At 60.6% G+C, this 23,720-nt stretch carries 26 protein-coding genes; 16 read left to right on the top strand and 10 right to left on the bottom strand.

Annotated elements, in window-relative coordinates; genetic code table 11:
• Positions 1–7 precede the first annotated feature (7 nt).
• Positions 8–1,522 carry an FAD-dependent oxidoreductase gene (locus CO655_RS25030; RefSeq protein ID WP_097667236.1) on the top strand — a complete coding sequence of 505 codons (1,515 nt, stop codon included), beginning with the start codon at positions 8–10 and terminating at the stop codon, positions 1,520–1,522.
• Between the two features lie 46 nt (positions 1,523–1,568).
• On the opposite strand, the gene CO655_RS25025 is transcribed toward CO655_RS25030, so the two are convergent.
• From CO655_RS25025 to CO655_RS25015, 3 genes are all read right to left on the bottom strand, one after another.
• On the bottom strand, positions 1,569–1,805 hold the full coding sequence (locus tag CO655_RS25025) for a hypothetical protein (RefSeq protein WP_097667235.1): 237 nt from the start codon (positions 1,803–1,805) through the stop codon (positions 1,569–1,571).
• Positions 1,805–1,975: a hypothetical protein gene (locus CO655_RS25020; protein ID WP_164517744.1), complete on the bottom strand. Its 171-nt coding sequence runs from the start codon at positions 1,973–1,975 to the stop codon at positions 1,805–1,807. Before CO655_RS25020 ends, CO655_RS25025 begins: the two co-directional genes overlap by 1 nt.
• Positions 1,976–2,091: 116 nt before the next feature.
• On the bottom strand, positions 2,092–2,349 hold the full coding sequence (locus CO655_RS25015; protein WP_038688810.1) for a DUF982 domain-containing protein: 258 nt from the start codon (positions 2,347–2,349) through the stop codon (positions 2,092–2,094).
• 418 nt (positions 2,350–2,767) lie between these two features.
• On the opposite strand from CO655_RS25015, the gene CO655_RS25010 reads away from it, so the two are divergent.
• On the top strand, positions 2,768–3,604 hold the full coding sequence (locus tag CO655_RS25010; protein ID WP_097667234.1) for a nickel-binding protein: 837 nt from the start codon (positions 2,768–2,770) through the stop codon (positions 3,602–3,604).
• Positions 3,605–3,732: 128 nt separating this feature from the next.
• Here CO655_RS25010 and CO655_RS25005 read toward each other — a convergent pair whose 3' ends face one another.
• A complete protein-coding gene (locus CO655_RS25005) occupies positions 3,733–4,026 on the bottom strand; it encodes a DUF982 domain-containing protein (protein WP_097667233.1) in 294 nt (97 codons plus the stop codon).
• Between the two features lie 260 nt (positions 4,027–4,286).
• On the opposite strand from CO655_RS25005, the gene CO655_RS34395 reads away from it, so the two are divergent.
• Together CO655_RS34395 and CO655_RS24995 are read left to right on the top strand one after the other, a co-directional pair.
• Positions 4,287–4,469, top strand: coding sequence for a hypothetical protein (locus CO655_RS34395; protein WP_097667232.1), 183 nt, complete (start codon positions 4,287–4,289; stop codon positions 4,467–4,469).
• A gap of 411 nt (positions 4,470–4,880) precedes the next feature.
• Positions 4,881–6,671 (top strand): ABC transporter ATP-binding protein, encoded by a 1,791-nt coding sequence (locus CO655_RS24995; protein WP_097667231.1) that lies wholly within the window; start codon positions 4,881–4,883, stop codon positions 6,669–6,671.
• Positions 6,672–6,812: 141 nt separating this feature from the next.
• On the opposite strand, the gene CO655_RS24990 is transcribed toward CO655_RS24995, so the two are convergent.
• From CO655_RS24990 to CO655_RS33945, 3 genes are all read right to left on the bottom strand, one after another.
• Positions 6,813–8,219 (bottom strand): adenylate/guanylate cyclase domain-containing protein, encoded by a 1,407-nt coding sequence (locus tag CO655_RS24990; protein ID WP_097608779.1) that lies wholly within the window; start codon positions 8,217–8,219, stop codon positions 6,813–6,815.
• Between the two features lie 489 nt (positions 8,220–8,708).
• On the bottom strand, positions 8,709–9,038 hold the full coding sequence (locus CO655_RS24985; RefSeq protein ID WP_097667230.1) for a hypothetical protein: 330 nt from the start codon (positions 9,036–9,038) through the stop codon (positions 8,709–8,711).
• A gap of 334 nt (positions 9,039–9,372) precedes the next feature.
• Positions 9,373–9,543, bottom strand: a complete 171-nt coding sequence (locus CO655_RS33945; protein ID WP_010025782.1) for a hypothetical protein — start codon at positions 9,541–9,543, stop codon at positions 9,373–9,375.
• A gap of 268 nt (positions 9,544–9,811) precedes the next feature.
• Here CO655_RS33945 and CO655_RS24980 point away from each other — a divergent pair, with 268 nt between their 5' ends.
• Positions 9,812–10,435, top strand: coding sequence for an outer membrane protein (locus CO655_RS24980; RefSeq protein WP_097667229.1), 624 nt, complete (start codon positions 9,812–9,814; stop codon positions 10,433–10,435).
• 418 nt (positions 10,436–10,853) lie between these two features.
• Positions 10,854–11,135 carry a hypothetical protein gene (locus tag CO655_RS24975; protein WP_245423908.1) on the top strand — a complete coding sequence of 94 codons (282 nt, stop codon included), beginning with the start codon at positions 10,854–10,856 and terminating at the stop codon, positions 11,133–11,135.
• A 327-nt stretch (positions 11,136–11,462) separates the two neighbouring features.
• On the opposite strand, the gene CO655_RS24970 is transcribed toward CO655_RS24975, so the two are convergent.
• Positions 11,463–12,404, bottom strand: coding sequence for a DUF4238 domain-containing protein (locus tag CO655_RS24970; RefSeq protein ID WP_097667227.1), 942 nt, complete (start codon positions 12,402–12,404; stop codon positions 11,463–11,465).
• 348 nt (positions 12,405–12,752) lie between these two features.
• Between CO655_RS24970 and CO655_RS24965 the strand changes: the two genes are divergently transcribed.
• A complete protein-coding gene (locus tag CO655_RS24965) occupies positions 12,753–13,037 on the top strand; it encodes a DUF4236 domain-containing protein (RefSeq protein ID WP_097667226.1) in 285 nt (94 codons plus the stop codon).
• Between the two features lie 635 nt (positions 13,038–13,672).
• Here the strand turns inward: CO655_RS24965 and CO655_RS24955 are convergent.
• Entirely contained in the window at positions 13,673–13,984 is a 312-nt protein-coding gene (locus tag CO655_RS24955; protein WP_097667224.1) for a hypothetical protein, read from the bottom strand.
• Positions 13,985–14,143: 159 nt separating this feature from the next.
• On the opposite strand from CO655_RS24955, the gene CO655_RS24950 reads away from it, so the two are divergent.
• Positions 14,144–14,548, top strand: coding sequence for a hypothetical protein (locus tag CO655_RS24950; protein WP_097667223.1), 405 nt, complete (start codon positions 14,144–14,146; stop codon positions 14,546–14,548).
• 114 nt (positions 14,549–14,662) lie between these two features.
• Here the strand turns inward: CO655_RS24950 and CO655_RS24945 are convergent, their stop codons facing one another.
• The gene (locus CO655_RS24945) at positions 14,663–15,190 is read right to left on the bottom strand and encodes a hypothetical protein (protein ID WP_097667253.1); all 528 of its coding nucleotides are present in this window, start codon (positions 15,188–15,190) and stop codon (positions 14,663–14,665) included.
• 335 nt (positions 15,191–15,525) lie between these two features.
• Between CO655_RS24945 and CO655_RS24940 the strand changes: the two genes are divergently transcribed.
• The 8 genes from CO655_RS24940 to CO655_RS24900 all read left to right on the top strand — a co-directional run bounded on the left by CO655_RS24940 (position 15,526) and on the right by CO655_RS24900 (position 23,717).
• Positions 15,526–16,863 (top strand): site-specific integrase, encoded by a 1,338-nt coding sequence (locus CO655_RS24940; protein ID WP_097667222.1) that lies wholly within the window; start codon positions 15,526–15,528, stop codon positions 16,861–16,863.
• On the top strand, positions 16,860–17,525 hold the full coding sequence (locus CO655_RS24935; RefSeq protein WP_097667221.1) for a hypothetical protein: 666 nt from the start codon (positions 16,860–16,862) through the stop codon (positions 17,523–17,525). The genes CO655_RS24940 and CO655_RS24935 overlap by 4 nt, the downstream gene beginning before the upstream one ends.
• Positions 17,526–17,862: 337 nt before the next feature.
• Entirely contained in the window at positions 17,863–18,474 is a 612-nt protein-coding gene (locus tag CO655_RS24925; protein ID WP_097667220.1) for a hypothetical protein, read from the top strand.
• Positions 18,471–20,054, top strand: coding sequence for a hypothetical protein (locus CO655_RS24920; RefSeq protein WP_097667219.1), 1,584 nt, complete (start codon positions 18,471–18,473; stop codon positions 20,052–20,054). Before CO655_RS24925 ends, CO655_RS24920 begins: the two co-directional genes overlap by 4 nt.
• A gap of 679 nt (positions 20,055–20,733) precedes the next feature.
• Positions 20,734–21,333 carry a hypothetical protein gene (locus CO655_RS24915; protein ID WP_141514360.1) on the top strand — a complete coding sequence of 200 codons (600 nt, stop codon included), beginning with the start codon at positions 20,734–20,736 and terminating at the stop codon, positions 21,331–21,333.
• A gap of 187 nt (positions 21,334–21,520) precedes the next feature.
• Positions 21,521–22,267 (top strand): phage terminase large subunit, encoded by a 747-nt coding sequence (locus CO655_RS24910; RefSeq protein WP_097667217.1) that lies wholly within the window; start codon positions 21,521–21,523, stop codon positions 22,265–22,267.
• The gene (locus CO655_RS24905; protein ID WP_097667216.1) at positions 22,261–22,980 is read left to right on the top strand and encodes a hypothetical protein; all 720 of its coding nucleotides are present in this window, start codon (positions 22,261–22,263) and stop codon (positions 22,978–22,980) included. The genes CO655_RS24910 and CO655_RS24905 overlap by 7 nt, the downstream gene beginning before the upstream one ends.
• Positions 22,981–22,991: 11 nt before the next feature.
• Positions 22,992–23,717: a hypothetical protein gene (locus tag CO655_RS24900; protein WP_097667215.1), complete on the top strand. Its 726-nt coding sequence runs from the start codon at positions 22,992–22,994 to the stop codon at positions 23,715–23,717.
• Positions 23,718–23,720: the final 3 nt, after the last annotated feature.

Below are 23,720 nucleotides of genomic sequence, written 5' to 3'. Positions count from 1 at the left end.
GACGACAATGACACAGAATTCTGCAATCGACGTGCTGATATCAGGGGCCGGTGCGGCCGGGCTGACACTGGCGATCGAGCTGGCCAGGCGTGGCGTATCTTTCCGTCTGATCGAGAAATTGGACGACCCGTTCCGCGGCTCGCGCGGCAAGGGTATTCAGCCGCGCACGCAGGAGGTCTTCGAGGATCTCGGCATCCTCGACCGGGTCGTCGCGGGCGGCGGCGCATATCCTCGGCAGCGGGAATATCGCGACGACGGAAGTGTCGGCGAATCCGACGCCGTCCTGCGCGAGGAGCCGACGCCTGCCGAGCCCTATCGTCTTCCGCTGATGGTGCCGCAGTTTCTGACAGAGGGCGTGATGCGCGAGCGTCTGATCGAGCTGGGGCACCGGCCGGAATTCGGATGCGAGCTCACCGGTTTCGAGCAGGACGAGACGGGCGTGACGGCGCGGCTCAAGGGCCGATCCGGCGAAGAGACCATCCGCGTGCGATGGCTGGTCGGCGCCGATGGCGGCCGCAGCTTCGTACGCCAGGCGCTGGATATCGGTTTTCCCGGCAAGACGCTCGGCGTGCGCGCCATTGTCGCCGATGTCGAATTGACGGGACTGGACCGCGATGCCTGGCATCGCTTCGGTGAAGGCGACATGCAGCGGCAGCTGGCGCTTTGCCCGCTGGCGGGAACCGATCTGTTCCAGATCCAGGGGCCAATCCCGCTTGACGGCGAAATCGACCTGTCGGCCGCCGGCTTGACCGCGCTGGTGAGCGAGCGCACCGGCCGCGACGACATTTTCGTGCGCTCGGTCTCCTGGGCCTCGGCCTTCAACATGAATGCCCGGCTTGCCGATCGCTACCGGCTTGGCCGCGTCTTTCTCGTCGGCGATGCCGCCCATACACATCCGCCGACCGGCGGCCAGGGCCTCAATACCAGCGTCCAGGACGCCTATAATCTCGGATGGAAACTGGCGGCGGTCGCGGCCGGCGCCTGCGATGCGCTGCTCGACAGTTATGAGGAGGAGCGTCGCCCGATCGCCGCGGCGATGCTCGGCCTGGCGACCAGACTACTCGATGCTCTGAAGCGCGGCGATATCAGGCGCGGCCGCGACGTCCATCAGCTCGACATCGGCTATCCCGAATCCTCGCTTGCGCTGGAAAAGCCGGAACGCCGCGGCGGCGTGTTTGCCGGCGACCGCGCGCCGGACGCGCCGCTCACCGGTGCAGCCGGCCAGCCAAGACGTCTGTTCGAGATGTTCAAGGGCGCCCACTGGACCCTGCTCTGCTACGAGGTCGGCCAGGCGGCCGTGCCGCCGCGCCACGGATTGCATATCCACAGGATCGGCCGGGGCGGCGATGTCATCGACGAAGAAGGGCATTTCCGCGAAGCCTATGCCCTGACACCGGGCGACAAGGTGCTCGTGCGCCCGGACGGTTATATCGGCGCCATCGTCGCATCCGGCGAGGCTTCAGCGCTGGAAACCTATCTCGCGACTGTCGGCCTTGGCCCGGTTGCGGACCAACAGTCATGACCGCCCCGGTCGCGGCGATCGCAACAGACGTCGCCGCAGGCACGTTTCAGAGGGCGTCGCGTTCGTATCGCGGTGTCCAGCCGCGGGCCATTCCGCGGCTCATCACGCTTTCCGCCAGCGCCAGTTGCCGGCGCAGATGCCTGCAGTCGTCGAGCAGCGTGCGGATCGCCGCCTTGGCATCGTCGTCATGCCAGGCGAGCACGGCCTCCACCTCCCATGCGCGATCGGGCCAAGCCGAGGTAGAGCACGCCGGATCGGGCCTGAATGACTTTGCCGGCTGCATCAGTTCAACGCCAGCGGCAATTGGACCGGCCGCGGCAAGGGCGGCAGCGGCCGGCTGAGTTCGACCTTTTTCTGCCAGGCGGCGCGACGCTGCTGATCCCGTTCGCGGGCCGCGCGGGAGGCTTCGACGAGGGCCAGGGCGTTGGCGATCACCTGTTCCGTATGTGTCATGACCATCTCCAGTGTTCCTGTTTTGTTCCAATCTAGACCGTTGCCCGCAGAAGTCAAGCGCCGCGGGACCTTCACGTGGAAACGGGAGAAAACGGAGATCGAGATGAGGCCGCTGTTCAGTCGGCGGCTTCTATGACGGCGATGCCCGCCTCCTGCGCAGCCCTGACGAAGGCGGCCCGCACATGATCCGGCGGCAGATCGCCGATGATCGCATCCAGGCAGGCTTTGACGGCTTCGAAATATTCCTCGCCGTCGTCCACCGGCCAGTCATGGAGGAGCGTGCGCGCGGCATCCCACACAGAGTTGATAACGGCATAGTGCCCGAGCCCCATCGAGGCCAGGCCGACCGGTCGAAAATGTGCCCTCTGTCTCACTTTGCTACAGCTTTTCCTGATTTCGGCGAGCTAATCGATAATATGCAAGTTGCGTGCCGTTGGCGGCGCATTTCGATCTTGGCCAATCATAGCCGCGACAGACATGTCTCTCCAACCAGGATCCGGCGGGCGAGGCCTGAGAACGGGGAAACGCCTGAAGCCTCTCGAGGGGGTCCGGAAACCCTGCAATCAGTCATTAAATGACAGATTATGGTAAATATCAGACTTAGCGCACCGGGCCTACTCGTTAAAACTGGCTATTTTCTTGCATATTCTGCCGACGATGCAGCAACGCACTCCTTTTCCGGAAGCAACGCAGCGCCACGAACGCATCGTTGATTGTCCCGAAGGTGGACGGGGAGGCATTCGGATCGTACAATACCGCTTCTTGCACGCGGCGGATCTGGGAGGACGCGCGATGCCCATCTTCATGGACCGGCACTATCTCGAAGGTACCTCGCCCGCCGAGGTTGCCCAGGCGCATCGGATGGATATCGACATTCAGGATCAGTACGGCGTCAAGTTCCTCACCTACTGGTTCGACGAGCGGCGCGGGACAGCCTTCTGCCTGGTGGATGCGCCCGATATGGAAACCGTCCAATGCGTGCATCGCGAGGCGCACGGCTTTGTCGCCAATGAGATCGTCGAGGTGGCTCTGTCGGCGGTCGAGGCCTTTCTCGGCCGCATCAATGACCCCGATCCGGCGCCCGGCCAGTCGTCGCCGCAAATGGATCCCGGTCACCGGGCGATCCTCTTTACCGATATCGTCGGCTCGACCGAGATGACGGCGCGCCTCGGCGACCGTATGGGGACAGAGCTGGTCCGGGCCCATGACGCAATCGTGCGCCGATGCCTCGGCAAAAAATCAGGCCGCGAAGTCAAGCACACTGGCGACGGCATCATGGCGGCCTTCGCGGCGACGACGGCAGCCGTCGAATGCGCCATGGCGATCCAGCAGGAATTCCAACATTATAACGGCAGCAACAATGCCCAGCCGATCCATATCCGCATCGGGCTCGATTGCGGCGAGCCGGTCGAGGACAGCAACGACCTCTTCGGCTCGACCGTGCAGCTGGCGGCCCGCCTCTGCGCGGCAGCCGCCAGCGACCAGATCCTGGTGTCGGAGAATATTTTCCGGGAATATGGCGCGACCGATGTCCTCGCCCACGCGACGCGCCGCCGGCTCAAGGGATTTTCCAAGCCGATGCTGGTTTTCCGATGCGACTGGAGCAATACCAGCCGGCACCTGAGCTAAAACTCTTTGTTTTTATGCATGTCGCCCGGAACCGCTGCACATTTCCGGGCGACATGCATCAGCGCACCGCCGATTTTCTCGCGGCGGCCGAACCCGCCTCGTTTTCGGCCGCGGCTGTGCGCTTGTGATCAGGCATTGCCGATCGGATGATCGCTCATCAGCGGTTCGAATTTCGCCGCGCCTTCGGCCTTCGCCAGCACGCCCGACATCTTCAGAAACCGCCGGAAATTCTCCCGCGCCGCGTTCAGCGGGAAACGGCCGCTCGCCGTATCCCTGCATGCCTTCAGCAGCGTGTCATATGCCAAACCTCGCTTGTCCTGCGGCCACTCTTCCAGAAAATCGAAGATTTCGTCGAGACTTGTGATCTCAGCGACGAAATGTTGACGACGAAGAAAAACCGGCTCGAACCGAGCTTCTGGCATAGTATCCTCCCATTTATATTACTTTTTTATGGGATTATATTACTGAAAAAGCTTGAGTAATTCAAGACAAATCAGGTTTGGTTCGCCAGCAAACACAGTGCAACTACTTCCATAACGACAGAATAGCGTGGCCGGATCGACCGGACATAAAATGTGCAAATCGCATGCTCGGATGCGCATGATCGCGTCCAGCTCTCCTCGCAATTGCATATGCCGCCATGATAGATTGCGCGCGCCGATCAACCCTGGAGGAGACGCAGATGAACCGATTTATGAGCTTGACCGCAGCCGGAGTGCTGATCGGCCTCTCCGCCATCGCGTCTTCCTGCACCTCACCTGGTCGGCACGACAGCGAGGATTTTCAATATCAGCTGGATACATCGAGGAACCCGGCTTGTGCCGGTGGATTCAGACCCGGCAACGCGCGCTCGTGCAGCTATTGACGGGCGCAGGGCTTGGCAGTGTCTGCGCGCAGCAACAGACGGACGGATACCGCAGGATGCAAGCTCATAAGCTGTGTCGTTTCCGCATCACTGCCTGCAAGGTTGTAAAAATCCGCTTGGCAATGGCGAATTGCTCCGCTACATAACGCTCACCGCTCAGATCTAACACTCCAGATCGAACACAGGGAGGCGTTGCATGACACCAGCATTCATCGACAGCTTCCCGCATGGAATGTGCCGACGCTAGGTCACTTCCATTCGCGGCCCGCCTCCAGCGCGCCAGACATGCGGTTTTTTCATCCTTCATAGCCCGATTGATCTGACGGGATCATTTTGTCTCCCGCCTGGGCTGTGGCATCTCACTCTCGATTTTGAGGACCGGTCGCCGAAATCCGGGCCGGGCAGGTTAAGATGACTCGCAAGAAGCTCGATTTTCGCGCCGATGCCTATCGCCAGGTGCTCGGCTTTGTTTTTCATCATTGGACCCATCGGCCTGTTTTGGTCGGCGCCATCATCGTGCTGGTCGTTGCCAGCACGCTGGCCGAAGTCATGGTGCCGGTGTTTTCCGGCCGGATCGTCGATGCCATTGCCGGCGGCAACGCGGCCGATGGCGCGCTCAGCGCCTTTGTCATGGTCGTGGTTCTGGGCCTTGCCAGCGTGGTGCTGCGCTGGTTCATCTTCAACGGCATCATCCTGTTAACGCTGCGCATCATGGCGGATGTGGTCAATAACGGCTTCCACAAGGTGCAGCGCTTCTCCACCGACTGGCACGCCAACAGCTTTGCCGGTTCGACCGTGCGCAAGATCACCCGCGGCATGTGGGCACTCGACTCGCTCAACGACCTGTTGCTGGTCGCGCTGCTGCCATCGATCGTCATGCTCGTCGGCGCCAGCCTCGTGCTCGGCAGCTACTGGCCGGTCATGGGTCTGTTCGTGGCTCTGGGGTCGCTGATCTATATCGGCGCGACCGTGGCGCTTTCCATGGGCTTCGTGTCGCCGGCAGCGCGGCTTGCCAATGCCTGGGACACCAAGCTTGGCGGCGCGCTCGCCGATGCCATCAGCTGCAATTCGGTGGTCAAGGCCTTCGGCGCCGAAAACCGCGAAGAGCTGCGCCTGCGCCACGTGCTGGCCAAATGGGACAGGCGCACGCGGCGCACATGGAAGCGGGGTACATTCAGCGGCACGATCCAGGGCTTCATGATGGTTTCCATGCAGGCGGGCATTCTGGGAACGGGCCTCATCATGTGGCGGCAGGGGCTGGCGACGCCTGGCGACATCACCTTCGTGCTGGCGATGTTCTTCGTTCTGCAGGGGTATCTGCGCAATGTCGGCCAGGACATTCGCAACCTGCAGCGCGCCGTCAACGATATGGAAGAGCTGGTGCTGCTCGACAAGATGCCGCTTGGTGTCGAGGACAAGCCGGACGCCAGGCCGATCGCGATCGGTACGGGCGAGATCGTCTTCGACCGCGTCACCTTCCAATATGGCGCTCATCCCGATCCGCTTTATGAGGACTTTTCCGTCACGATCAAGCCGGGCGAGCGCGTCGGCCTGGTGGGGCATTCGGGCTCGGGCAAGACGACCTTCGTCAAGCTCATCCAGCGCCTCTATGACGTCAATTCGGGCGCCATCCGCATTGACGGACAGGATATCGCCGACGTCAGGCAATCAGACCTGCGCGGCCAGATCGCCATCGTGCAGCAGGAGCCGATCCTGTTCCATCGCACGCTGGCGGAAAACATCGCCTATGGCCGACCGAACGCCTCGCGGCGCGAGATCGAGCAGGCGGCGAAACAGGCCAATGCGCACGGCTTCATCATAAGCCTTCCCAAGGGCTATGAAACGATGGTCGGCGAACGCGGCGTCAAGCTGTCGGGCGGCGAGCGGCAGCGCGTCGCCCTCGCCCGCGCCTTCCTCGCCGACGCGCCGGTGCTGATCCTCGACGAGGCGACGTCGAGCCTCGACAGCGAGAGCGAAGTGCAGATCCAGCAGGCCATGGAACGGCTGATGGACGGCCGCACGACGCTGGTGATCGCCCACCGCCTGTCGACGGTCCGCGCCCTCGACCGGCTGCTGGTCTTCGACAAGGGCAAGATCGTCGAAGAGGGCGACCACCAGGCACTGATCCGCCTCAACGGCGGCATCTACCGGCGGCTGTTCGAACGGCAGGCGCTGGAACTGACCAAGGGTCTGGTGGCGTAAATCGGAATGCCGGGGCTGACGCCCCGGCATTCAGACGGCTGACAAGGTTCAACCTCGCTTTTCGTCATGCTCGGGCTTGTACCGCAACGGCAGCACAAGGCTGAGGATGGCGGCGAGGTTTGCCAACTCGCGCAACGGCGCTCACGACAGGGCGAAGATCCTGACCTCCCTGCCGATGCCCTGGAGTTCCGCCATCCGGGACGCCGAGGTGACGCCGCTGTCACGCAGGATCTCCGAGACATGGACATCCTCGACGATCGCTTCCGTCGTCATGATCACGTTGGGGTCGGCAAGGCCCTGGACGCGGGAGGCGATGTTGACGGTCTGGCCGAAATAGTCCTGCCGGTCGTTGAGGTTGACGGCAAGGCACGGTCCCTCATGGATGCCGATCTTCAGGAGCAGGTCTTCGCTGCCGTGTTCGGCATTCAACCGGCTCATCGCCTCGCGCATTCTGAGTGCGGCAGCGACCGCGCGATCCGGGCTCGGGAAGGTCGCCATGACAGCATCGCCGATCGTCTTGACGACGGCGCCCGCCTCGGTGGCGACGATCTCGTGAAGAACGCGGAAATGCGCCCGCACCAGGTCGAATGCGGCAAGATCCCCGACGCGCTCGTAAAGTGCCGTCGAGCCCCTCAGATCGGTGAACAGGAACGTCAGGCTGGTGATCTTCAGGCGCTGGTCGACGTCAAGCGTATCGGTCCTGTAGATGTCGCGGAAGCTCTGGTTCGTCAGCAGACGCTTGGCCGTCAGAAAAGCCCGCCGGCGGCCCAAGAGGTCATGCAGGTCATCTCCGGCGATGCAGACATTCGGCACCACCCGGCGATCGGTATGGTTCTCGAGGGTGAGCCGCAGCAGACCCGGGCGCAACGTCACGGTTTCGTTCAGCGCATGCCCGCGGCTGATGACCATGGAGAGGTTCTGGCGTTCGCCGGTTGGCTCGCCCTGCACGTCGATGAACTGCGCGGAATGCGTGACCGCATCGAAGATGATGACGAATTGCGCCGGCAGCTGCAGCGACACGAATGCCTTCTCGCCCGGCGCCAGCTCGATCATCTCCAGCAGAATGCGTTGAAACTTCGCTTCCAGATCCTCCGGCAGGTCGACGCCGGAGCTGAAGAAGATCTGGCGGTAATATTCGAGCGGCGGCAGCCGGTCGGGCTCGTGGGCGGCAATCCTGCGCACGCGCGGACTGACCGTGAAGGTGACCTCGACCATCTCGTCGAGCGTCGGTTCATATCCGGCCGCGCAAAGCGCGCAGTGATAGGTGTCCTGAACGACGCCTTTGAGCGTTGCGCCGCTGTCAAGGACGCCGCCGCATCCCGGGCAAAGCACATTCCAGGTCATCTCGAACGCGCCTATGCGGGCGGCATGCAGAAAGGCGGCGATGGTTTTCTCTTCGTCGAGATGGTGTTTTTCGGCGAAAGCAAGCGCATTGATGCGATTGAGATCGCGATCGGCGCCATGCCTGACGACGTTTTCGATGCACTCGACCGTCTGCGGGTCGGCCGCCTGTCGCAGGGTGGCAAAAAGCACGTCCATTTCACTCATTGGACAAGTCTCTGTGCAGACAACACGGGCGAACAACGCCACTTCCGGGATCATAACACGGGACCTTGCCAATAGAAATCGACAGCCCCGGATGCCGCTTGTTTTCCGGCCGACCCGGCCGTCGCCGCGGCGATCCGGCCAGAGGATCATCTGTTGGGTGCGTAGGTGTTGCGCAGGGCTGTGCCTGCGGCGCACACGAGACGCGGGATGCAGAAGGCGTGCGTACGCCGCGGCCTCATCATGTTGCGTAACCCGGCTCGATGCGGTGATCTCGCAACGCGGACTTCCGTTCAGCTTCACGCAATCGAGGCGAAATAGGCATCATTGTGCACTGAGGAAACAATGATGCTAAAGGCGCTCCGGAACCCGCATATCCAACTATGCTTGAAAGCAATTATTTTCCCGACACGGTGGGTCTGCGCTAAATCGATGTTCTTGCATTGCTGACCCGTCGACTTCGCAGTCCTCATCCAAATCATATGCCGGCATTTAATATTCGGCGTACCGACGAAGGGCCATGCCTACAAACAGCATAGCCATGAACGTGAGAAACATGGAACCAAAGAAGACGCGAAAGAAGTTTGCGAGGGGTGAAATTTTCACCCTAGAAAGCTGCTTAACAGGCACTCCGCGTGGTTTTGTCACCACCAATCCTAGATAACCAAACAATGCGCCAACTACAAATATGGCCATATAGGGATCCATCCAGTCCGGGACACTTATACGGCGGGTAAGAGTGAACGCGAATGCTTGATGAGCCGAAAGCAACGTCAAAGAGAGAAAGAAGCAAACTGATTTTGCGTTCTTAGAAATATTCATGCTTTCCCCCGCGGCCACGACCACTCCCCATAGCTGCAGGGTGTCAGAATGCAAGCGACTGTCAAGATTACCCGATAGGCGCACCGAGAAAGCGAAAGTTACTCCGTTTGGGTAGGGGTACTATAGGCGCCCACGGTAATCATTCGCCTGCGCTGAACGGGCTTGGCCGCGCGCCATTCCTCATCGGTGACCACTTTTCCGCCTTGCCTTCCAAAGCCCTTTTCATTGCCGCCTGTGCGGCTTCCTGGCGTAGAACCCCAGGCGTTTCCAAAAACGCCTTCCATGTCACCATTCGTTCTCGAAGGGCGATTAAGAATAACCGGGATGGTGCCGCTCACTGCGGAGCTGTGGCCTTTTGCGGAATGGTCTCCGCCGCTGGCCGCTCAGACGGATCGGCGGGATGGCCATAGATCGTGTAGACGGCGCCCGCCAGAACGCCCAAGACGATGAGAGCGAGCACGTACAACATCATTCCACGGATGGCCGTTTTCGGTGTCTTGTCCATCGGAGACCTCCAAGATTACTCAGCGGTCAAATTCCATGCGAGCGGGTTTGGTTCCGGGGTCGAAGGTCTCGGAAAGGCAAATCGACGATCCGTGTGCCCTGATCAGGACGACTTCTGACGACGCCGGCTTCGGCCCTCCCCTCTCTCCCGGCGATAAAACAACTTGTACGACAGCCTACATTTTCGCGAGTGTGTCCTTATTGCTACAGCCTTCTGTTGAGTAGTTGCTATATTATTTAGCTCTAATGTAATTCCATGAGGTACCAAGATGAAGTTAGCTATCGCCACTGCCTTTCTCGCACTTGTCGCTACCACTTCCTTTGCGGCCGATGTCGTTCAGGAGGCCCCGACCGCCCCGGTTGCGGCGGCACCTGTTTTCACCTGGTCGGGTCCGTATTTCGGTATCGATGGCGGCGCCGCTTGGCTGAACGGTGATTTCAGCGCCGGCGGTGCCTCTGCCTCTGAGGATTTCAACGGCGGCGTCTTCGGCGGGTTCGCAGGTTACAATTTCCAGTTCGATAACTTTGTCGTGGGCATCGAAGGAAACCTCGAATACAATTGGAATGAAGAGGACGCGCTGGGTGCAGAAGTCGGGACGGATTGGGCTGGAGCCGTTCGCGGTCGTGTTGGCTACGCCTTTGATAAGGCTCTGATTTACGGCGCAGCCGGCTGGGCCGCCACGCGCGGTTACGTCGATGCGCCCGGCTTCGACAAGGAAACCGAGACGTTCAACGGCTACACCGTCGGTGCCGGCGTCGACTTTGCCATAACCAACAACATCTTCGCCCGCGGCGAATATCGCTTCAACGACTACGGCGAAAAAGATATCCTGGGCATTGATGTCGACCTCGACCAGCACGAACTGAAGTTCGGTATCGGTGTGAAGTTCTAATAAGAGTTTCTCGGATCGGTAGCATCAGAGCCTCGCCGTGTTTCGGCGGGGCTTTTTTATTCCTCCGAGTGACGTCGCGGTTCACGCGCGCCATATGGGGCCAGACCGTTTAGCGGTGAGCCGCGCGCCAATCGAAAAGAAATCATTACTCTCACCTGCCGCTGCCCTGAGGCGACTATTCCGCTCGGTGCCACCTGCAGATCCGATTTCGCCGGTGTCTCGCGCATCGATTCTCGATGGCGGTCCTTACTGCATGTCTCGCCTGAGATCGCGGGGCGTCATCGGTCCTGATCTTGTTGCGAGGGCAGCTTGATATAGGTGTAAATTTTCATACCGAGAAATTGTACTGTTCACTCTTAGACGCGATGGGATAATGCTCTCACGTTCGGCTGCCGGGCTATTTGGGTAAGGGCTTCGCGTGGATATCAAGACTATGCTCGGCGAAATCGCCGACAAGGGTGGCAGTATCGAGGTCTTGGAAGATCACTATTCCCCCTGGGATGCAGAGGCGGAGTTGCTTGGTTTGATCACAAGAGAGACTAATGGCGGCGGCTTTGGCTTCACCGAAACACTCTCCCTGACGAATAAGGGGCGACAGTACCTTGGAACAGGCGTAGTTACGCCCCCAATTCAGATCTCGGCCAAGAGTGCAGTCAGTCGTTTTCTCCGTAGGCTGACGCGTCCAATCCTGGCTAGATAAGGCTCCCGCCATCCCTCGTCATCAAATGATGGGTCAATCATCTCGCGCGACGAAAGAGATTCCGCAGCGGATCAAGGCGACGATGCAGAAGCGTACGACGAATTAGCCGTGTGACGCGTGTGACTTTACGAGGGCTCAAAATCACCAATTTTCTTGTAAGTCTTTGATTTCATGGTGAGAGCGTCGGGGTTCGAACCCGAGACCTACCTCGCCTCCTGCTTTTGGAAGCCCAGGCCGGCACCACAAAGGCCAAGCCTACTATCCGGATCGCGGCAGGATCGAGGACGGCAGATTGATGATGCTCGAAGTGGCTGATCGCCGCGCTTGTCAATCCTCATGAATTATGCGCTCCAATCCGAGCCACTCCGGTTTGAATTGATCTCGTGAAGAGACAACATGCTCATGCGCGAACGCACGGGTGCGCCGGTTGACCTCTTCAACAATCGCTTCCTCAACGTTGCAATAGACAATCGGTTTTATGCCCTGTGACACTGGTTGAACGTGGTGCACGAGGAGAGCTATTCGAGGACACAATGGCATGACGATTTCGATCGTTGGGAACGCGAGTCCGGCGCTCTGAAGCATCAAGGGCCGTTTATGCGCTTCTGGATCATATCTTGATACGGGGGCATCGGAAGTGATGAACTCGGCGTTGCCAGTGGCACAGAGAACTGTTGACTGCATTTGGACAAGAATCGGCACCTCGATGCGTAGATTGCGAGGCAGCAGTGCCTGAATCGGGCGCTCCGCAATCTCGCGGACTTGGTCCATCGTCATGAACGGACGACCGTTCGAGAGGTGAGGAAGAGCGCCTATCCGACCCCGCTCATCTGGCGTCTTGGTCGCCATCTGCGCCAAAATTTCATCGCCCATCGTCAGAAGCTTCTGGTACTGATTACGATGATGTTCGCGGAATGCTGGCGTGCGTGCCTGCATTGCGGAGAGAAAGGCTATCAGTTTGACGTGCCGTATGGTTGGGAGCTGCCTTCTTTCTTTCAAAAATTCCTGGCGTAACGTGCTGATACCTTGCTCCAGCTGTTGCAGCCCGTCTTCCAAGCGCAGATCACGTGACCCATCGACCATAGGGATCGTGTAGATATCGGTTTCAATGAATGTCTTTTCAGGGCTCTTCCGTTTTCCGGCGCCGCCTTCCTTGTCGAAAATCCATACGTAAGGCGTTTGGCCGGGTGGCGTTGCCGAGTCAATCCATGCGCTTAGGTAGGCGCGGGGTACATAGTGCTGCTTTTTCTTCTCCCGCCCTTTTGCCATGCCTGCTCGTAATGTCGAATCTATCAACCCAGAATGCCATTCGGCTAAGCCAACGCAAAGGGGGCGGTTGGGTTTAAGCTCTATGTTGACACAGTACTACACAATAATATTCAGAGAATATCGGGCTAATGTGTCTCCCCTGCAAGGCGCAGCCTTGAATGCGGTCATCTTCTTGCTTCAGGCAAGCTGGTAAAACGGATCGATGCTCTTGAATATGTCAATTGCCCGATAGGCCGATGATCTGGTTAATTCTATCCCGGCACCCCCGGTATCCGTCAATTTCATTACTTGCGGCATGCCCTGAGAGCAGCGACTATTCAGGGGTTGTTAAAATTGGGGGGAACCTGCATGGCTATGCGGTTCAGGAAGTCGTTAAAACTCGCGCCGGGGCTCCGGCTCAACATAAGCAAAAAGGGCGCCAGCATTCGCGTTGGTCCGAAGGGTGCGGGCTACACAGTGGGGACGTCGGGGCAGCGCGTCAGCGCTGGTATCCCTGGGACCGGGATTAGCGTTTCCTCAAAGATCAGCAAACGGAAATCAGACAATCAAAACACCAATCCGAGCATCAGTTCATGGGTTGCTGGTTTGGTGGGGCTCTTTCTGATTGTCATGTTTCTGGGGTGGTTGTTCTAACTGCCGAAGGTGGGGCGCTCCCGCTCCTGTTTCCAACGCCAAGCGGCGGCTTGCGGATGAATATGACGCGGCACAAGAGCGCGGCGAGGTTGCCGGGCATGGTGGCGGCCGCAATTTCAAGGTCCCCAACGGGAACGTTGAACCTACCGCCGCCGACATCGGCCTTTCCCGCAAGGATGTTCACGAAGCGGGTGTCATCCGCCGACGCCACGTGGGTACAGCGAAGTCGCAGCAGTATCGGCTGCTACTCTCCCGTTTGGGGGTTCCTTGCAATTCGTTCGCCGGTTTGGGGGTTTCTTGCCCCTTCGCCCTGCGCTTTCCCCGAGCCTGTCGGACCACTCTCCTTGGAGCCAGGCGCTTCGGCCCCGTTTTGCGGCCCGCCTAGCCAATCACCGGAACCGCCCGTTAACGAACCTTTCGGTGCCTTCTTGAGAGCGGCTTCGCCAGCGATGTTGCCGGTGCCCATGCGACCCGCGGCTTGTCTGGGGGCAGCAGCGTATTCTGGGGGGTCTTGGATTGTCTTCTTGGCGGGAGGAGTCTTAGAATTATCGGTCATGACGATCTCCACTGTTGCGCTGTTGGATTGGTAAGGCAGACACCCACAAACCTATCAGACCGAGGACACTAAAACTACCCTAGGATTTAATGGTGCTTTTTACCGTCTTAGGTTGCATCTTAAAGGTCCGGTAATGAGAGACCGGGATAGCTGTCCCGGCTTCGGTTGCGGCCTGTTGCCGCTCGAACTCATCGGCCGGCACGTTGGCGACGCGGACGGCGGTGGCTTGTTGATCTTTTGACATCCCTGCGGCTTCGGCCACTTCGCGCCGGGAAGAAGTAGGGGCATCCCCACTTTTTCGATGATCGCCCCGTGCGTCGAATTCCTTCAGCAGCTCGCCCGAGCTCAACTTCTTTCCCAGAGAAAGAGGTTTCGGCGGCTTCACTGTCAAAAGCCCGATACGTCCTCCGGCATGAGGAGGCGCTTGCTCAATCCGTTATGAGCGGCGCGGCAAATTTGTTGCGGCGAACGCGTATCTACAGTTGGTTACACGCTGGGCGCTTGTCATAGACTGCGTTACCACCCAATGCTCAAGATGAGGTGCGCGGTTATGGGCGACGAAAGAGATGACTTGATTGAGAAGTTAAAGGACGTGCAAGACTATCTGACATCAGCGAAAAGCTCCTCCTCGTCGGACGATTTCATGCACATTGTCGGCATCGTCCAGGATACGCTCGCGCTCATGCAAAAAATGTCCCTCAGCCTCATTGATCAGCGAGAGAGCATTATCGCCAATCAGCTAGCCATCAAGGCTATTGCCAGCGAGCTTCGTCAGCGCTCAGCGATCAATCTCAATGCGGTCGCCGCGAGCATGATTGCTGATTCCGAGAGGTTTGATCCGATCCGCCCCGAGGGGAAAGCGAAGATCGCCGCTTTTGCGGAGCTTCTATCTCACCTCAGACCTGAACCTCCGCCGCGAGGTCCCACGCGCCCAAAGCCCCGCGTGGTGAAATAGTATCTTCCCGCGCGGGCAATGGCCCCTAGCGACGATTTCCTCCCGCCGCAATGCTTCCCGCCGGCCTTACGCACGAAGCGCGCTGTCGGCGCGCCCTGGCGGCAATGAGGGGCATCAGCGCCGGCTGGACAGGTGCCACAGTTCACAGAGCAGATCGAGGTATTGGCGGAGATCACGGGCGGCTTTGAGCTTGGCCCGCTTGCTGCTACCTGGGCGGACGACTTCACCAAGGGAGTAGCCCTCGCCGCAAATCCGCGACACCAGCGAGAAACCCTCCTCGCCCAGCAGAGGTCGGACGCGCCGAAGCTCCTCGGCCGCGTGCATCTGCCTATGGCTGATCGGGTCCGCACGACCGCCCCCGTCCACCGGCTCCCGGCCGTAGTCGATAGCCCGCGTGCCCCGGCACACCGCTTCCCATAAGGCGCGGAACCTCGTCGCGGCGGTGAGCTGAGCGGCGTCGATCCGGCCGCGCGAGGCCAACATCGTGATGGCGCTTTCCTTGAGGTTGATGATCGCCGGAATGGTTCGGGGGTTGCCCGCCTCACCGTCATGCGCCGGGGAGAAGTACGGATTCGGGACCGTCACTGCCCGCAGGGAGCGATGCGGATCGGAGGACGGCGTTCTTTTCGACGGCGCGGGCATCGGAAAAGGATGCCACAAGGCCGGGGAAAACGGGAGGCCGATTTTCCCCTAGATTTTCCCCCGGACCGATTCGCCGAAGCGATCGCTCAACATTCGAAACTTTATGCATTTGTTTTTCTTGGAAATTTTTGGTGAGAGCGTCGGGGTTCGAACCCGAGACCTACTGATTAAAAGTAGGCAGGTACGGCAGCCGGTGGCGTTAGCCTGGAGCTGGCATACGCTGGTATTTAATTGAAGATACTAGCTTTTCTGGAAAACTCACGTTAGTTTACAGCTGGAGCGCGCGGGCTAACGCCGGAGAGCGCGTTAGCTGCAAGATAGCCCGGAGGCTAGCCGTGAGCAAGCAGACAGAGCCGAAGAAGAAAATCACCCGTGCCGTGTTGGAGAACGCCCAGCCCCACGAGGACGGAAAGACTACCCGACTAATCTGGGACAGCCGCCTAACGGGTTTCGGCCTACGCATACGGCCGAGCGGCGCTAAGACGTTTGTCTACGTCTACCGCGCCAACGGCAAGCCAAAGTGGGCAACCATTAAGGCGACAACCGCCGACGATGCCTTCGCGCAAGCGCAGGAGATGGCCAATCAGTATCACCGGGGGAAGGACCCTGTTGCCGAGCGGGAAGAGGCGCAGCGTGAGGCCAACCGGAAGAGCAATGCAGCTACGGTGGGTTACATGCTCGACCTGTTCGTGGCCGAGCACGCGAAGTCGGAACTGGCCCAAAAGACGGCAGATGAGTACGAGCGGACGGCGAATAAGATTCTTAAGCCCGAGATCGGCAAGATCAAGCTGGCGGCGCTGACGATGGAGGACGTACACTCGCTCTTCGACAGGCTGAGCAAGCGCCCGCGCCAGCGTCGCAGCAAGAAACCCAGTCCGAATGCCAAGCCCCTGCCCCCGGCCAAGGCGCAGGCCGAGGGCGCGATGCGATTACTGCGGGCGGCGCTCAACTGGTCGCGCAGCAAGAAGAAGGCCACGCTCTACGGCAACGCACTGCCGCCGCCGCTGGATTTCAAGGAGCTCGGGTTGAAGGGTACGAAGCGGCGGACGAGGCTCTTCACGGAAAACGAGGTGGCGCGCCTTCTGGCGGCAACGGACACGATGGCTGCGGAGGGTCGCCTGCAGCCTTCGACGGCACTAGCCGTCCGCCTCATCTTCGCTCTGGGGGCGCGGGCGGGCGAAGTGTGCAAATTGCAGTGGAGCTACATTGACCGCGAGGCCGGGCTGATAATTTGGCCCAGGACCAAGACTGGGCAGTTGGAGAAGCCCATCACGCCCGAAGTGGAGCGGCTGCTCAAAGCCGCCCCCCGATTCGTCGGCTCGCCGTGGGTCTGCCCGGCAACCGACCCGGAGCTGCCGCTGCGCGTGGATGTTCTGGGTTCTGCTTTCAAGCGCGTGATGAAGGAAGCTGATGTGACCGGGGGTTACGGGATTAGCTCGCATACCATCAGGCATTGGTTCAGCACGAAGACCTACACGGACTCCGACCTGCCGATGGCGGTAGGAATGGCAGTCGTCGGGCACAAGTCAGTCGCCACGGCGATGCGCTATACCCACGTCAGCCGCGAGGTGCTGGCCGAGGCGGCACGGTCGGCAGCGGCGCGGCGCGAGCGTAACGTGAAGGCAGCGGCGAAGAAAGGTAAGGTGGTGCCGATCAGGGGAGAAGAAAATTGAGCCTACCAGCCCGACCATCGAACAAGTCGGATACCCGCGCGATTTGGGAATGGCTGCACCGAACCAACGAGCTGACGGTGGCGGATACGGATTTCGACCCCGCCGCCCTCTCCCCCGAAGGCGACACCAAGCTAAGGACCGCCGCGCCCCTCCCCCGGTACGAAATCACGCGTCGGGAGCAGCGGGCCATTCGCCGAGGTTTCTACCTTCTCAGCCGGAAGCAGCCCGACGCATGGGCGGAGGTACGCCGCTGTCTTGAGGCGGAGGCTGTTAGCCGCGACTTCCGCCGTCTCGTCGCCCGCATGATCGAGGGCAACATTCTGCACGATCGTGGGCAGGTTCCAAACGCGCTGGACCGCGCGGACACCATGAGGCGGCGCGGCCTCTACGTGAATTTACTGAAACAGCGTTATGTCGATCTCGGCGAGTTGAAGCATGGGCCGCTGGCCGAGCGGCTTGTCGCCTTCGATCTCTGCTTAGACTACCACGACCGCGCGGAGCCCTATGAGGTCGCCGACTGGTCGGCCTTCCTGAAGGAATTCGACCGCTTCGCGGCAAGGGTCAAGTCGATCTGCGATCCGCATCGCGGCACCGACAAGGCCAGTAAAGGCATAGGAGCGGAAGTGCTTGCCGCCGTTACCACTGCCCGCCTGATCGCCTAAGAATAAAAGCTGCCGCGCGCCTAGCGCGCGGCGTAGCCGCTCCCGGTCGCTGCCAGCTATCTTACGTCTACTATTGCCAATCCCGGCAACAGTTCTCGAAGGGAGATAGAATTGTCGCAGTTACTTGAGGAATACACTACCGCTGGCGGAAACCTTCTTGTCCCGCCCAAGACCGCAGCAGAGATGCTCGGCGTTAGCCCTCAGACAATGCGTTGGTGGAGGCATAAAAGGCGGGCTTTGCCCTGGGTGGTCGTCGGCGGCAGACGGGTCATGTATCGGAAGGCCGACATTGACGCTTTTATCGCGGCAGGGCGTTTCGACCCGCAGGAGGTCGCCCATGCCTCCTAAAAAGCGAAGACCCGCGCTGGTCCAAAGCGCGGGTCATCAAATCAAGCTCGATTTGCTGTTCAAAACAATCGACACCGACAACTATAGCGTCGTAGTCGCGGCCGGTAAAGCCGCTGCACCACCGCTGAAGCTCGCATTAGTCAAGCACGAGCGCATCTTCGGATTTGATAGCTGGCGAGGCGGTGAGCGACGATTGCTGGAATGGCAGGATTCCAGGGGTCTGCCGGTCAATCCACCGTTTCGCCTCTTCGAGCTCGGTAGTGTTGAAGCCCCCTTATACATGAAGAGGTGGGTGCCAGACGAGGATGCAGAGCTACACCGCCCCCGCCTGTCGCCGTTACCGGCGGAAGTCTATGCGTTGCGGAGATTGTTGTCGGCTTTCGACCGCGCATCCAAGCGGCGGATCGTTGGCCGGAATACAGCATCCCCTCTCGATTTCGGTCATCGAACCGAGCAAGAGAACGACGCGCATTGGGAATTCCTTCGACTCATTAAGGACGAGGACGATCAGTTGCTCAAGGCAGTTGGCTACGATCCCGACGACTGCTTTGAGGAGGAGGTTTGGCAGGCGGCTTTGGCGCGGGCGGAGGGCGAAGCATGAGTGTTCAGCCTTCTAGCCCATCGCAGACCTCTGCCGCACAGCGCCTGTTCGAATTGTTCCGTGGTGCCGATCATCACGGCACCTACAGACACGAGCCGACGCTCGTTCAGCCCGGCGAGAAGATCAGTATAAGGGGCTCGGCAAAGACGATATACGAGCCGCCGACACCGGACCTTTGGCAGCTTCATCTCGACGGGACGAGGCCGCTAGGCATCTGCCCTTTATGGAGCAACGATACCTGCCTTTGGGGCGCCATCGATCTTGACGACAGAGACGTCGTGCACTCGGAGCTTGTCGCTCGCGTGAGGCAGAATGGGCTGCCGCTGGTCGTTTGCCGCAGTAAGTCGGGCGGTGCCCATCTATATGTCTTCCTCTCGGAGCCAATGCCCGCCATCGATCTGCAGCGAAGGCTTCGCGAGTTCTCCGATCTGCTGGGCTTCCCGGCAAAGACCGAGATATTTCCGAAGCAGACGCGAACCTCGGATATAGACAAGGCGGGCGGGTGGTTGAATGTCCCGTACTTTCAGGGCGAGGAGACGACGCGCTATGCGGTGAAGAACAGCGGTCTTGCGATGTCGCTTCCAGAATTCCTGGATTTGGCCGAAGAGTCGGCCCTGATACCCGCGCAGCTCATGGCGCTGAAGGCGTCACCCCCGGCTCGGACCGACGACCGGAAGAAGGCAGAAGGGTCGCTGACGTCCGAGGAGTTCGAAAAGCTGTTGCAAGGGTGGCTGCGCAAGCTGGCGGAAGCGCCGGGGGGAAAGGCAGACGACACCCTGATGGAGATCGCGCGCGACATAGGAAGATGCGCCAGCGTCATAGACATCGACTACGCGGTGATGCAACGGCGGGTGCTCGAGGCGTGGAACGCGCGCGGCAAGAACGAGACCGACTTCCATCAGCAATACCATCGCAACTATGCTCATGGGCAAAAGGAAGGGAACCCGCCGCGTCTGGCCGATGGCGGCGATGGTGACGACCGATATCCGACGATTGAAAAGATCGTTGTGCTTACCGGTGGCGAGGAGGATGAATGGCGGCTGACGCTGAGAGGCTGGGGCGACGTCACTCTGCCCGTCAGAGAGGTCATGCACTACTACACCTTCAACGTGAGGTGTGCTGCCCGGCTAGGAGCTGTCTTCGACCAGATGAAGCAGAACACGTGGTACGAGTGTTTGCGCGAGGCGCGGGCGCGAGCCGAGTTCGAGGCGATACCAGAGACTGAAACGGAAGAGCACGAGATGAGGTCGCTGCTGCGCGTGTTCCTGACCGATAAGCATAAGGCCGAGTCGTTGGCGGAAGTCCTTCTTGGTAAGCCATATCACGACGAGGACGAGGGGCGTCGCTACTTCCGGTTCGAGGATTTCCATAAATATCTGCGGCGCCAAACCTCCAGCTTTGGAAACATGAAGCCAAATATCGTCGGTCGATGGGTAAGGAGAGCGGTCGGCAAGAAAAATTTCAAGGACACGGACAAGATGATCAAGGGCAAGTCCGTCAAGCTCTATTACGTGCCGGCTGAACTCTTCGATGCAACACCAGAGCTCGCCCTACCAAAGATCGAGCCCTCGCCGATCTGACCGCAAGACCGCACAAGGGTAACGGCGCGGCTGGAACGAGGGTTCATGGCTGCGCCGACGTCGTCTAGGCGGCAGCAGGTAACAACCGCCGTAGCGGGCCGCTGGAGAGCGTTAGCGGTCGGCGGACCCTACCCTAGAGGCCGACCCCGCCGCGAGAGCGGGCGGTCGTGCCGGGGTCTGGGGCGCTCGTGCCGGGTTGAACGGGCTAAGGGTAAGGCGGCGTGGCGTGGCGCAAGGGTGCTTTTCCCCGGGGATTACTGGAACCGCTATTCACGTACATGCCCGCATATATAAGCGCGCGCGGGTGAAGGAGGGTAATAAGGGTATAAGGGTACGTGTACGTTATACGTAAGGTTTCCATACGGTTAGCGTTACCCTTGGTGGCTGACTTAACGGGAGTAAACGAGGGTAGCTCATTAGCCCCCCGGTCTCAGCCAGTATTGTTGGCCGCCAGCCGCCTAACCTTCCGCCGACCTCTTTCCCGCGTCATTGCCCTTGGCTCTAGGCGCATCCATCCTCCGCGATTGCAACCTCCTTATATAAGATTAGCAGGCTAACCCATAATAAAACCCTTTAATTCAAAGGCTTAGCACGCTAGTATTCAACCTAAAGTTGCCGCAGCTAACGCGTGGCTAATCAAAGGTAATCCGCCGCTCCCTTTAGCGAGTTATTCGCCGCCATGGCCAAACGAGGACCGGAATGCACCGTATGCCAGCACCGCGAGCGGGCTGCCATAGACCTTGCGCTAGCCCGCAACGTGCCGTTCGCCGTGCTCGCCCGGCGTTTCAAGCTCGGTTCCGACAGCCTGCGCCGTCATGCGAAGGCGCACCTGCCGCCTCAACTCCGCGCTCAGCTTCTGGCCGGGCCGGAACTGCCGATGGACATTGACCGGCTGCGAGACACCGAGTCACAGAGCCTGCTCTCCAACATCGTCGCGCTTCGGCACCGGCTCTTTGCCATGATGGACGCCGCCGAGGAAGTGCAGGACACGGCGGCGGCTCAGCGGGTCGCGGGGCAGCTGCACCGCAACTTCGAACTGACGGGCAAGCTGCTTGGTGACCTGAACACCGGCACGACCATCAACAACAACGTCCTCGTTTCGCCGGTCTATATCGAGATGCGTACTGAGCTGGTCAAGGCGCTGCGGGGCTTCCCGGACGCGCGCGAGGCCGTAGCCCTGGTGCTCCAGGGGCTGGAGACGCGGTTCGCCGAGGGCATGGTGATCGACCACACCTACGCCAGCGGTTCTGTGCCCGGCAGCGGGGGTGGTAGGTCATGACGCACCTCAGAAGGCTCCACTTTCGAGTACCAGCGCCGCCCCGCCGTGCGCTGCGTGCAGGCAGGCCGGCAGCGCCGATGCACGGGGGTCCGGCTGGTTCCCCTGTGCGTTGTTTCGGGTCCCCTCCTTCGTGTTTGCCCGACGCGCGCCGGTCTGCCGCCATTTATCGTTTGCGGGGGCTGCGCCTATGCTAGCCCGCGACATAGCCCGCGCCCTGGACCCCGTCGTCATGGCCCGCGAGTGCGGTATAGAGCCGGACCCTTGGCAGGCGAACCTGCTGCGCGCGAACCCCCGGCGCTCCATGCTGCTGTGCTCACGCCAATCAGGCAAGTCCACCGTCGCGGCCTTTCTCGTCATCCAGACGGCACTCTTCGTCCCGGCGGCGCAAATCGTCGTCGTCAGCCCGACGCAGCGCCAATCGAACGAGCTATTCCGCACCATCGTCGGCTTCCTCGGTCGGCTGCCGGGTGCGCCGCGCCCCACCGCCGAAAGCAAACACGGGACCGAACTGTCGAACGGCGCACGCGTCCTCTCGCTGCCGGGCACAGAAAAGACCATCCGCGGAATTGCGGGGGTGGACCTCGTCGTCATGGACGAAGCGGCCCGCGTCGAGGACGCGCTGTTGACGGCAGTACGCCCGATGATGGCAACCAAGCCCGATGCCCGCCTAGTCGCCCTGACAACACCAGCGGGCAAGCGCGGCTGGTTCTACGAGGCTTGGGTCGGCGACGATCCCTCATGGGAGCGCGTGAGGGTTCCGGCGAGTGCCTGCCCCCGGATCACGCAGCAGTTCTTGGACGAGGAGTTGAAGGCCCTCGGCGCAATCAAGTTCAGCGAGGAGTACGGGTTGGAATTCCACGATCCCGAGGAAGCTGTCTTCCCGCTCGCCATCATCGAAGCAGCATTCACGCAGGAGGTCAGAGCGCTATGGTAGCATCAGCCATAGGCCGGGGCGGCAGAGGACCATGGCAGCGCACGCCTGTCACGCCGCTCAGCCGCTTCATCATGGGTGTGGACCTCGGTCAGTCGAACGATCCGACGGCGATATGCGTAATTCACCATACGGTGACGCCGACTGGCGATTGGACCATCTCTTACGGCGACCACGTCAGGCCCAACGTGTCACGCGAACGCGGCGAAACCCGGTTCGACGTGCGCGCCCTGGAACGCGTGCCGCTAGGCACTCCCTATCCGCAGGTGGTAGCGCGCGTGGGCGAACTGCTGAACCGCCCGCCGCTACGCGAAGATTGCGACCTTGTCGTTGACGAGACCGGTGTGGGCCGGGCCGTATCCGACATATTCGAGTCCGCCGGAATGCGGCCGCAGCGGGTCGCCATCACCGCCGGCAACGAGATCACCAATCCGGAGAACCGCCGCTGGCACGTGCCAAAGGCTCATCTCATCAGCACCGTGGACGCGCGGCTGCACGTTGGCGAGTTGCGCTTTGCCGCCGAGCTGACTGACGCCGGGGCGCTAGCCGAGGAGTTGAAGGACTTCCGCCGCACGGTCAGCGCCGCAGGCCGCGCCAGCTTCAACGCCCGCGAGGGTAAACACGACGACCTTATTCTCAGCATCGCCATCGCTCTCTGGTGGGCCTCGCGCTCTCGGACTAGCGGGGGCCAAGCCTTCGTTTCCGGTATCTACTGAAGGAGAAGACTATGAAGCTCAGACCACCGCCAGACATTCATGAAGCTGCCGTCGAGCAGCACTATGCCCGCGCGCCCAGTGGCGAGGTGGAAAAAGATGCGGCGATTGCCACTCTCGCAGTTGCAATCCGCACCACCCGCCTGAACAGCGAGAACCTTGCGGCCTATGCCGATACTCTGTCCAAGGACCGCCTGCTGTCGCCGGATGCTGCCCGCCTCAAGCTGAGGGACAACGCCCTTAAGCTGGCGGAAGCAACGGCGAAAAAGCTCGATGAGGCAAAGGCGCTGGTGCAGCGGCAAATCGAAGAGATCGACGCTCTCACCAGCACACCCCCGGCTCTTCGCGATCAACTATCCGCCGGGCTGGAAGCCGAGATCCGGGCGCGGCTGGCCAGCATGCAGGAAAAGGCCCGGGATGAGGCTATCGGCAAGGCATTTGCCGAGAAGGACGCGACCATCATCGGGGCTGTATTGCGCGGCCCTGCCCTACTGGTCGGTTTAAGTCAGGTCCGCCACGACATGGTCCGCCACCGCTACCGGGAAATGTTCCATCCCGAAGAAACCGCGCGCCGTAGGCGTCTAGCCGCCGCGCTCGAAACCACGGAGCGCAGCGGCCACTCGTTCATCGGGTACATCGCCACCGCCACGACCGGCGCGGCCACTCAGATTGCCGAAGCCTCAGCCAACGCACAGGCCGCTGAGCAGGCAATCAAAGCCGCTATCGCAGAGCAGGAGTAGACC

It is taken from the genome of Rhizobium sp. M1 (genome assembly GCF_002531805.1).
GTDB lineage: Bacteria > Pseudomonadota > Alphaproteobacteria > Rhizobiales > Rhizobiaceae > Rhizobium > Rhizobium etli_C.
Note: the sequence above shows the minus strand (reverse complement) of the source record. Positions and strands in the feature narration are given on the sequence as shown.